The organism is Lentzea jiangxiensis (genome assembly GCF_900104175.1).
Lineage (GTDB): Bacteria > Actinomycetota > Actinomycetes > Mycobacteriales > Pseudonocardiaceae > Lentzea > Lentzea jiangxiensis.
This window is the reverse complement of sequence record NZ_FNIX01000015.1, coordinates 171,324-179,940: the sequence shown is the minus strand read 5'-3', so window position 1 is coordinate 179,940 and position 8,617 is coordinate 171,324. Positions and strand designations below refer to the sequence as shown.

Sequence of the window (8,617 nt, the reverse complement as noted above, 5' to 3'; positions counted from 1 at the left end):
GCCTACACCTCGAAGGACAACCGGGAGCACCTGCGTCGCCGCGGGATCAAGGCGACCATCCCGAGCAAGGCCGACCAGAACGCCCACCGCAAGGCCAAAGGGTCGAAGGGCGGCCGACCACCGGCCTTCGACCCCGAGACCTACAAACAGCGCCACGCCGTCGAGTGCGGTATCAACCGGCTCAAACGCCACCGGGCCGTGGCCACCCGCTACGACAAACTCGCCGTCCGCTACGAAGCGGCCGTCCACATCGCCGCGATCAACGAATGGCTCTGACCGACTTCGATACAGGCCCTAGTCCGCAACATCCCTCTGATCGCACTCATCGGATTGATGATGCTGGCCAACTGGAGCGCCGGGGACGTCCAAGCGCTCGTCGCCCTCGTCGCTCCAATGTTCTACCTTCAGGGCCGTAGCCGCGCGAAGGGCGAGGTCTGAGATGGCAACCAAGGGACGCGCGCGTCGTCGTTACATCTCGGTCGATGCTGCCGCGACCACGGCGGACCCCGAACTCGTCGCGCCTTTGATCACCATGATGATCACCAGGAACCTACGCGACAGAATTCCGTTCGCTGATCTGGATGACGTCGTTCAGGGCACGGTGGCCAAATTCCTCGCACGGCCACTCGAATTGCGGTCCGAGATCAAATACTTCAGCGCCTACATCACGAAACTGGCGACCAACGCGGCGGTCGACTACTACCGCGCCCGCGCGAAGGAGATCCCCGCTGGAACCTGGATGGACATCGAATTTCTGCTCCTGGGCGGCGAGCCAGTCACGCGGGACACCTTCCGTGAACAGCGACAGCGACTGAACCTGCTGGATCTCGCCGCCAGGCTCATCCCTGACATGGTTGACGCCATGAGGTTGTTTCTCGACGGCTTCAACCTAGCCGAAGTCGCCGAGATCATTGGCAAGCCTCAAATTGAGGTCTACACCGCCTTCCGAGACATCGCGCGGCGCCTCGACACGCGATACGTTCATGAGGTCGATGCGTCGACCAGACCCGTTCCGAGCGGGCCACCTCAAATCGCTCGCGCTGTTGGCGCACTGGGCAAACGCCAGGCGGACGTGCTGAGGATGTCCGCTGACGGCCTGGAACCGCGGGCGATCGCGGAAGTTCTGGGCATCGACAAGAACGCCGTTAGGGCGAGCAAGTCGATCGCTATCAAGACCATCCGCGATCAGCTCGGCCTGGCCAACTCGGCCGAAGTTCTCGAACGAGTGCGCCAGTTGAGTTGGACCTCGCAAGAACCACGCGCGAGTTGACCACGACCCCGACCAGAACTGCATGAAGTGGCCCTGCGTCTTGGATATCTCCGTGACGCAGGGCCCCTCTAACAGCGCGTCGATTCGGCCGACTTCGCGGTGCTCATGCAACTTCCCGCCTTTTAGCGGACATGAAAAGGTCCCGATAGATCGCTCCCTCGGGACCGGAAATGCCATCTACTAGAGGAAGGCGGCGAATTGATCTTCAACCAGCCGCCGAGCCACTCCTGCGCCGGCGAGGTTGCGATCATGAGTAGTCCGCAACCTCGGAGGGCAGTGCCAGGTCAGCGTCACACGAACGACTTGTGAAGCGGGAGTGCGCGAAGTCGGTATTGCCCAAGCCACCGAAGATCACGCCGTCGCTGACCCAGAGGTCGTTCCAGCGGATGGCTTGGTCTTTCTCCTGCACCGTGTCCTTGGCGCGGCACACCGGGCAGATCAGGCTGTCGCCGTCGATCTCGACGATCGGAAGTTCCACGTCCTCGGGCGAGGCCGGGCGGGGCTGGGCATCGTCCCAGGACCGCGGGAGAATTCCGCCGTTCGCCAACTGCTCGTCGATGACGAGGAACAACGCTGCGGCCACCGTCGTGTCGATGGAGCCGACCTGGGCGGTGCCCAGGTGAACGGTCTTGGCCCACTCGGTGAGCCAGCGCAGAGCTGGATCGAGGGTGTCCGCGTCCAGGAGGGTGTGAGCAGCTGCGTGCGCTACTCGGAGTTCTTGTCGGTGTCGTCGAACACGGTGGTGTCGTTGACGTCAATGCGCAGCGGCACTGTGCCGTCGGAGCGCACGATGTCCTTGATCACCTCGTCCAGATGCAGCGAAAGCCGAAGCTCTCGCAGCTTGGGGTTGATTTACAGGAACGCCAGCGCGCCCGAGACCTCCAGGGCTGGGTGCTCCTCGAGCGGTTGCTCCGCCGGAGAAAGCCACGAGCGCAGGACGCGCGTTTGCGGGTGGAAGACGGCGTTGAGGCCGGCTTCGTCCGCTATGCCCTTCCAGAGCTTGGTGTCGAAATCGAAGGTCATCCGGCACCCCGCATCGTGAGCTCCACGTCGGGATCTCCGTCCTTGGGAGTTGACTCCAGGTCGGCGGTCAGCTCGCGGATCCGCTCGGCGGCCGCGGGACTGGCCACGTTGACCACCTGCTTGGTGCGGGCCTGCCGTTCGGCCGAGTCGTCGCCGCGGTCGTGGGTGACGTCGTGCACCTCGACATCGCTTTCGCAACCGTCGACGAACACGACGACCTCGTTGCTGATGTCGACCGCGCGGTAGATCACGATCTCCACACGGGGCCGGTAGCTCGTGTGTTGCGCATCGGTCACCCATAGCTCACGCGGCCGATCGGTCCCCTTCACTGGGCCGGCGCCGAGACCTCCCACATCGGCGAAGCACATATGGACGGAGCAGTCCGCGCCGGCCAGCGCGCCGCCGACGAAGTACTCGGCACGTTCGCCACCAAGGCACGCGCATAGGGCGTCCGAAGATATGAGCACTGGCGACTAACCGCACTTGCTCATGTTGATGTTCTCTGAATGCGCTCCATGGCCAGATCATCGAACGCGCTCGACGTCCACGACTGACAAGTCCACCGCTACACAGCGGCAGGGTGGTCAACGACGCCGTCCCGCGTGCTGGCCACCTTACCGGGAAGGCACCCCGATCGGCGCGCGCTCGTTCACGGCGAATCTAGCGTTCCTCCGAGGTTGGATGCGCCGGCCACGAGCCTTGATCGACTTTCCCCGTGGGCTCGACGGTCGAGTTCCGCGACTCTCGGAGGTCGGCACGTGGGGATTCGCCGAGGTCTCGTCGGAGCGTTTGCAGCACGTCGAGCTCACGATCGATGTCGCGCCGCTTGGCTTCGAGCCTGTGGACCTCCTGCTCCAGCACGGCCTCCATGACACCGGTTCTTTCCTCCGGGGCCGCGTCCAGGCACGGAAGCAACTCGCTGATGGTGAAACTGGACAGTCCCGCGGCTAGCAGGTGCTGGATCATCACGACTCGTTCGATCATCGACGGGTCGAAGTCCCGCCATCCTCCCGTGGACCGCGTGGAGCGGATGAGCCCTTGGCTCTCGTAGTAGCGCAAGGAACGGTTGCTAACGCCGCTGGCCCGCGACAGTTCGCCGATGCGCACGACTCCTCCTTGCCTGCCTTGGCCCCCTGCTGAGTCTTGCATCTGACATTGGTGTCAAGTTCGACCCTTGTGGGACCGCGCCGCCCAAGCGCGATGCCTACGAGGAGATGTCCATGCAAAAGATCCATGTGTGGTCGGACTACGTCTGCCCGTTCTGCCTGATCGCCGACGAGCTCATCGAGCGCGCCATCTCCGGTCGCAGCGATGTCGAGGTCGTTCACCACGCACACGAGCTTCGGCCCTACCCGATGCCGACCTTGCGACCGGAAGAGCCCTATCTGCCCGACATCTGGGCACGAGCCGTCTACCCGATGGCACGCCGTCACCAGGTCCCGATGACCTTGCCGTCCATCTCGCCACAGCCCTACACCGCAGCCGCTTTCCGCGGCAGCCTCTACGCGGCCGACCAAGGCGTCGCCCACGCATACCACCGCCGCGTCATGACGGCCTTCTTCCAGGAAGACCGGGACATCGGCAACCGGGAGACACTGGCCGACCTCGCCGCCGACGTCGGCTTGGACACCGCCGGCTACCTCAGCGCACTGGACGACGACACCTACGCCCTGCGGCACCGGGTGGCCCTGGAGGAATCCGTTCATCAGGGCATCCAGGTCGTGCCGACCATCGTCATCGGCTCCAGAAGGATCGAGGGTGTAGCGACCGAGGACATGATCGTTCGCGCACTCGACGACCACACCACCAGGTCCGTCGCATGAACTCCGATGACATCGACCTGGACCAACTACTCAGCGATGCCGTCACCTACGCCCGCGACCACGTCGAGCAGGGCGGGCTGCCGTTTGTCGGCGTGGTCGTCACCACGAGCGGCCAGGTATCGGCTTACGGCGTGAACGAGGTCCGCCATACCGGTGACCCCACTGCACACGCCGAAATCGTGGCCATCCGCACGCTTGCGGCCGAACTCGGACCAGCACTCCTGGAAGGCGCGACTCTGCTGGCCACCGGCGAACCCTGCCTCCTGTGCTACCGGTTCGCCGCCGACCATGGCATTCAGCACGTCATCTACGCCGTCGACCAGGACACCGCCGCCACCTGGGGCTTCGACTACCGCAGTGACGCGGCGCCGACCGCGGCTCAGAAGTCGCTCCGTGATCGGGCTGAACACCGGCCGGTCCGCGAGCACCTCGCCCCCTTCGCCCACTTTCTGCGACGTCACAACCTTCCGCTCCCGACAGGCAACGCCTCTGCCCTCTGAAAGGAACCCCATGCACTGGCTCTACCTCGCCATCGCCATCGCCTTCGAGACAGCCGTGGCGATCTGCGCGGGCAAGGCTCAAGGCTTCACTCACCGCGGCTGGACCGCAGCCACGCTCCTCACCGGCGGACTCGCCACCTACTTCCTCAGCCGCGCCCTGCTCACCTTCGAAGTCGGAGTCGGCTACGCCCTGTGGACCTCGCTCGCCGGAGTCGGCATCACCGTGCTCGGTGCCCTGGTGTTCGGGCAGCGGCTCACGTGGCGCAAAGCCGTCGGCATCGCGATGGTCATCGGCGGCGTCGTTGGCCTGCAACTCACCAGCGTCGCATGACTCGTTGCCCCAACCCTGACTCGCTTGAAGGAAACGAAATGACGACACAGCCCCACAACTCCCGTACCGCCTGGCTCACCCTGCTCCTGGCCGGCGTCTTCGAGATCGGCTACGCGCTCTCCGTGGGCGGCAGCCACGGCTTTTCCGTCTGGTCGTGGTCGATCGTGGCCGTGGTCTTCTTCCTGCTGACCCTCTGGGCGCTCAGCCTCGCTCTGCGCACCATCGACGTCAGCATCGGTTACGCCGTCTGGGCCGGAATCGGCGCCGTCGGAGCCGCGCTGCTCGGCCCGGTCTTCTTCGACGAAACTCTCACACCCGCCAAGACGGGGTGGCTAGCCGTGATCATCGGCGGTGTCGTCTGGCTCAAGCTCGCAGATCGCCCCGAGCCCTCGGTACGGGCACGTGAGAGTGCCTGTACCGAGGGATAAGCGGCCCACAGCATCTAGTACGACAACCGCACAGTGTGATCTGAACGGTCAGCGATGGGATGGCGGTGGACCGGCGAGCGTTGCCAGTTGGTCCACCACTTCGGTGAGTGATTTCCGAGTGTCGATTTCGATGGTGGTCGATGACCGGAGCAGCGGCTCGATCCCGGTTGTGTCTGCCATGATCCGTTCGCGTTCCTCGGTGGTTTTCCCGAAGAGGTTGGTGTCGCGGGCACGGTCGAGTACCACCGCCAAGGGCACACTGAGCAGGACGATCTCGTCGAACCGGGTATAGAACGTGCCCTGGGATGCGGATCACCGTCCGGGGCGCGGGCAAGGGGGCGACCGGTACGGCGCGCTGCCACCACCGTCCACGTGGAGTTCGGTGCTTCCTACCACTTCCGGATCCCCGACACGGGCAAACCGCCGGTGCGTCGGTGGCGATGTGCCGCTTACGGCCCTTGATCTTCTTGCCCGCGTCGAGGCCCTGACTGAATTCGTTGACATTGCAGGACGTCTTCACGCTCTGCGAGTCCGGGATCGCGGCCGTGGGAGCTGTTTCGCGCCCGGCGGCAGTACGAACCTTGCCGCGCAACAGGTCGTGCAGTGCCTCGGTGGTGCCGTCGGTCTCCTACTTGGTGTAGTAGTCGTGGGCGGTCTCGTACGGCAGGAAGTCGTGCGGCAGGTACTCCCCCACCCAATCCCGGTCCGGCACACGTACAGGATCGCGTTGACGATCTCCCGTGGTCAGCTGACGCCCTCGCGCTACCGGCTCGCCTCGTCGGGCGGTTAGTCAAGCCTGACGAGGCGTCGTACGTGCGGCCACAGATCGTCGAGCGATCTCAGGTTGCCGGCGAGTTTGGCCAGGAGTACGGCGCCTTCGACGTGCGCGACCACGGCCCGTGCGGTGGCCCAGTCCGCGTAGGCGGGTGCGATGCTGCCGTCTTGGGCGCCGTCGATGAGTGTGGTGTGGACGAGCTCGGTCTGTTCGTCGAAGGCGCTGGTGAGTCGTTTCTGGACGTCGGCTTCCTGATCGCTGAGTTCCGCCGCGAGGTTGCCCAGCAGGCACCCGCCGACCCTGCCGGAGACTTGCCACGCTTCCCGTTGTGTCTCGACGAGCCAGGCGATGAGTCGCTGGAGGCGTTCCGAAGCTGGTTCCGGTCCGGTGAGGCGCTCGTGCCAGGCAACCCGTTGTGCCTGCCAGTGGGTGTCGACCACCTCGACGGTGAGCGCCTGCTTGGACTCGAAGAAGTGGTAGAAGCTGCCCTTGCGGACGTCGGCCCGGGCACAGATCTCGGCCACGCCGATGGCCGCATAGCCACGGATGTTCATGAGTTCACAGGCGCTGTCGAGCAGCCGGTCACGAGCGGTACTGATGCGGCCCATGACGACGAGTATACGGGCGGTCAACTAGCTTTTAGTTGACCGGTCGTCTACGGTCGGCGCATCACCTCTTGGAAGGAGGGCACATGTCGATCAGTGTCGTCATCGCGTACCACAGCGGCTATGGCCACACGGCCCGCCAGGCACAGGCCGTCGCGTCGGGTGCGGAGTCCGTTCCCGGTGTCCACGCCGATCTGCGCAACGTTGCCGTGCTCGACGAACCGCTGTGGCAGGCGCTCGCCGACGCCGAGGCCATCATCTTCGGCACCCCCACCTACATGGGTAGCCAGTCCGCTGTCTTCCAGGCCTTCGCCGAGGCCAGCGGCCAGGTCTGGGCGCGGCAGGGCTGGCGCGACAAGCTCGCCGCCGGGTTCACCACGTCCGCCGGTGTCAACGGCGACAAGCTGAACACCCTGTCGTCGCTGACCGTGTTCTCTGCTCAGCACGGCATGCACTGGGTCTCGCTGGGCCTGCCTCCCGGCTGGCTCTACAGCACCACCGGCGAGGTGGATGACCTCAACCGGCTGGGCGGCTTCCTCGGCGCGATGGCGCAGGCGCCCTCCGACGCCGGCCCGGACGACGCGCCGCCCACGGCCGACCTGCGCACCGCCGAGCACCTCGGTCGCCGGGTCGCCCAAGTCGCCGTCCAGATGCGCCAGGGACGACTGGTCGGTGCGGCATGAGCACCCGACTTGTCCGCCTGCTCGGCACCGACCTCCCGATCATCCAAGGTCCGTTCGGCGGCGGGCTGTCGAGCGTCGCCCTCGCCGCCGCGGTGAGCGGTGCCGGCGGTCTCGGTTCGTTCGGGGCGCACCATCTGGACCCCGGCGCCATCACGGCCCTCGTCGCCGAACTGAAGGCGGCGATCCCTGGAAACCGGCCGTTCAACGTGAACCTGTGGGTGCCGCACCCAGGGGAGGAAGTCCTGCGCCTTGCACCGGCCGACTTCGAACGGCTCCGGCCGCTCTACGACCGCCTCGGCATACCGGCGCCGAGCTCGTACGCGCCGCCGCCCGCCTTCGACGATCAGGTGGACGCGCTGCTGGCGGCGCAGCCACCGGTGATCAGTTTCGTCATGGGCACGCCGCCGGCCTGGGTGGTGACCGAGGCGCGTCGCCGCGGCATCGTGACGATCGGCACCGCCACCACCGTCGACGAGGCGGTGGCCGTGCAGGCAGCCGGCTTCGACATCGTGGTGGCCTCCGGCAGCGACGCCGGAGGGCATCGGGGCGCGTTCCTGCGGCCGGTCGCCGAGTCGCTGGTCGGCACGTTCTCGCTCGTTCCGCAGGTCGTCGACGCCGTCGACATCCCGGTCGTCGCGGCCGGCGGGATCGCCGACCATCGCGGCGTCACCGCGGCATTCGCCCTCGGTGCCGAGGGCGTGCAGATCGGCACCGGATTTCTGGCGACCGTGCAGTCCGGGGCGAGCCCGGTCCACAAAGCGGCGCTGACCGGCCCCGACGCCCGGGTCACCGTGCTCACCCGGCTCTTCTCCGGCCGGCCCGCGCGGGCCATCATCAACCCGCTGATCCGGGAACTCGTGGCCGAAGAGGAGAACGTGCCCGCGTACCCGGTCCAGAACGCACTCATGCAACCCCTGCGCCGAGCCGCCGCCGCGCGCGGCGACTCGCAATACGTCAACCTCTGGGCGGGCCAGGCAGCACCGCTGTCGCGGCCGTACACCGCCGAGGAGTACCTCGTCACGCTGATGAAGGCCCACCCGACTCCAGCGTGAAGACAACTCCAGCGCGTCGACTGTGTCCACTGTAGATCGCATCGGGCCGAATACCACCAGAACAGCTCCGGGAGCTGGTACACCCACGCCACCGGCAAGACCGAGAAGTGGTAGTGCACGCTATGGG

General features: G+C 66.0%; 15 protein-coding genes. 9 read left to right on the top strand and 6 right to left on the bottom strand.

Translation table 11 applies throughout. The features are described 5' to 3' along the window. Nucleotides 1-276 (top strand): transposase (locus BLQ91_RS30050; protein ID WP_143022881.1); only part of this gene is annotated, 276 nt, incomplete at its 5' end. Between the two features lie 163 nt (nt 277-439). Beyond that, nucleotides 440-1,270 (top strand): sigma factor, encoded by an 831-nt coding sequence (locus tag BLQ91_RS30045; RefSeq protein ID WP_090102212.1) that lies wholly within the window; start codon nt 440-442, stop codon nt 1,268-1,270. 247 nt (nt 1,271-1,517) lie between these two features. Here the strand turns inward: BLQ91_RS30045 and BLQ91_RS30040 are convergent, their stop codons facing one another. The 3 genes from BLQ91_RS30040 to BLQ91_RS30035 form a co-directional block, all read right to left on the bottom strand. Next, entirely contained in the window at nt 1,518-1,853 is a 336-nt protein-coding gene (locus BLQ91_RS30040) for a hypothetical protein (RefSeq protein ID WP_090102211.1), read from the bottom strand. Between the two features lie 269 nt (nt 1,854-2,122). After that, nucleotides 2,123-2,293 (bottom strand): hypothetical protein, encoded by a 171-nt coding sequence (locus BLQ91_RS41675; RefSeq protein ID WP_176960025.1) that lies wholly within the window; start codon nt 2,291-2,293, stop codon nt 2,123-2,125. After that, complete coding sequence (locus BLQ91_RS30035; RefSeq protein WP_143022880.1) at nt 2,290-2,589, bottom strand: hypothetical protein; 300 nt, start codon at nt 2,587-2,589, stop codon at nt 2,290-2,292. Before BLQ91_RS30035 ends, BLQ91_RS41675 begins: the two co-directional genes overlap by 4 nt. Before the next feature lie 18 nt (nt 2,590-2,607). Between BLQ91_RS30035 and BLQ91_RS43860 the strand changes: the two genes are divergently transcribed. Next, complete coding sequence (locus BLQ91_RS43860; RefSeq protein WP_090102244.1) at nt 2,608-2,739, top strand: FAD-dependent oxidoreductase; 132 nt, start codon at nt 2,608-2,610, stop codon at nt 2,737-2,739. Between the two features lie 214 nt (nt 2,740-2,953). Here the strand turns inward: BLQ91_RS43860 and BLQ91_RS30025 are convergent, their stop codons facing one another. Then, entirely contained in the window at nt 2,954-3,400 is a 447-nt protein-coding gene (locus BLQ91_RS30025; RefSeq protein ID WP_090102208.1) for a MerR family transcriptional regulator, read from the bottom strand. Nucleotides 3,401-3,513: 113 nt separating this feature from the next. On the opposite strand from BLQ91_RS30025, the gene BLQ91_RS30020 reads away from it, so the two are divergent. Genes BLQ91_RS30020 through BLQ91_RS30005 form a run of 4 tightly spaced genes read left to right on the top strand, consistent with a single transcriptional unit; the run spans nt 3,514 to nt 5,375 of the window. After that, nucleotides 3,514-4,116: a DsbA family oxidoreductase gene (locus BLQ91_RS30020; RefSeq protein WP_090102241.1), complete on the top strand. Its 603-nt coding sequence runs from the start codon at nt 3,514-3,516 to the stop codon at nt 4,114-4,116. Beyond that, on the top strand, nt 4,113-4,616 hold the full coding sequence (locus BLQ91_RS30015) for a nucleoside deaminase (RefSeq protein ID WP_090102206.1): 504 nt from the start codon (nt 4,113-4,115) through the stop codon (nt 4,614-4,616). Before BLQ91_RS30020 ends, BLQ91_RS30015 begins: the two co-directional genes overlap by 4 nt. 10 nt (nt 4,617-4,626) lie before the next feature. Continuing rightward, a complete protein-coding gene (locus BLQ91_RS30010) occupies nt 4,627-4,947 on the top strand; it encodes a DMT family transporter (RefSeq protein WP_090102204.1) in 321 nt (106 codons plus the stop codon). Between the two features lie 38 nt (nt 4,948-4,985). Continuing rightward, on the top strand, nt 4,986-5,375 hold the full coding sequence (locus tag BLQ91_RS30005) for a DMT family transporter (protein ID WP_090102202.1): 390 nt from the start codon (nt 4,986-4,988) through the stop codon (nt 5,373-5,375). A 48-nt stretch (nt 5,376-5,423) separates the two neighbouring features. Here BLQ91_RS30005 and BLQ91_RS40570 read toward each other — a convergent pair whose 3' ends face one another. Next, a complete protein-coding gene (locus BLQ91_RS40570) occupies nt 5,424-5,627 on the bottom strand; it encodes a hypothetical protein (RefSeq protein WP_143022879.1) in 204 nt (67 codons plus the stop codon). A 534-nt stretch (nt 5,628-6,161) separates the two neighbouring features. Further along, nucleotides 6,162-6,758, bottom strand: a complete 597-nt coding sequence (locus tag BLQ91_RS29995; RefSeq protein WP_090102200.1) for a TetR/AcrR family transcriptional regulator — start codon at nt 6,756-6,758, stop codon at nt 6,162-6,164. A gap of 83 nt (nt 6,759-6,841) precedes the next feature. Between BLQ91_RS29995 and BLQ91_RS29990 the strand changes: the two genes are divergently transcribed. Both BLQ91_RS29990 and BLQ91_RS29985 read left to right on the top strand, forming a co-directional pair. After that, complete coding sequence (locus tag BLQ91_RS29990; protein WP_090102198.1) at nt 6,842-7,438, top strand: flavodoxin family protein; 597 nt, start codon at nt 6,842-6,844, stop codon at nt 7,436-7,438. Then, nucleotides 7,435-8,490, top strand: a complete 1,056-nt coding sequence (locus tag BLQ91_RS29985; RefSeq protein ID WP_090102196.1) for an NAD(P)H-dependent flavin oxidoreductase — start codon at nt 7,435-7,437, stop codon at nt 8,488-8,490. The genes BLQ91_RS29990 and BLQ91_RS29985 overlap by 4 nt, the downstream gene beginning before the upstream one ends. Nucleotides 8,491-8,617: the final 127 nt, after the last annotated feature.